The sequence below is a fragment of the Acidiphilium sp. JA12-A1 genome, assembly GCF_000724705.2.
GTDB lineage: Bacteria > Pseudomonadota > Alphaproteobacteria > Acetobacterales > Acetobacteraceae > Acidiphilium > Acidiphilium multivorum.
This window is the reverse complement of the sequence record NZ_JFHO01000273.1, coordinates 1-233: the sequence shown is the minus strand read 5'-3', so window position 1 is coordinate 233 and position 233 is coordinate 1. Positions and strand designations below refer to the sequence as shown.

The following is a 233-nucleotide window of genomic DNA, read 5'->3' as shown; positions in this document are numbered from 1 at the left end:
GGTGCGACGGGTGCCACGGGCGCGACGGGTGCCACGGGTGCCACGGGTGCCACAGGCGCCACCGGCGCGACGGGTGCCACGGGTGCCACAGGCGCGACGGGTGCCACGGGCGCCACGGGTGCCACAGGCGCMACSGGCGCGATGGGTGCCACGGGCGCAACCGGAGCCACCGGCGCGATGGGTGCCACAGGCGCCACGGGCGCGATGGGTGCCACSGGMGCSACRGGCGCRAC

The 233-nt window shown here is 79.2% G+C and carries 1 protein-coding gene; it reads left to right on the top strand.

Going from position 1 to position 233, the window contains the following annotated elements; all coding sequences use genetic code 11:
- A partial coding sequence (locus RT91_RS21145) for a hypothetical protein (RefSeq protein WP_205409006.1) occupies positions 1-233 on the top strand: 233 nt, incomplete at both ends.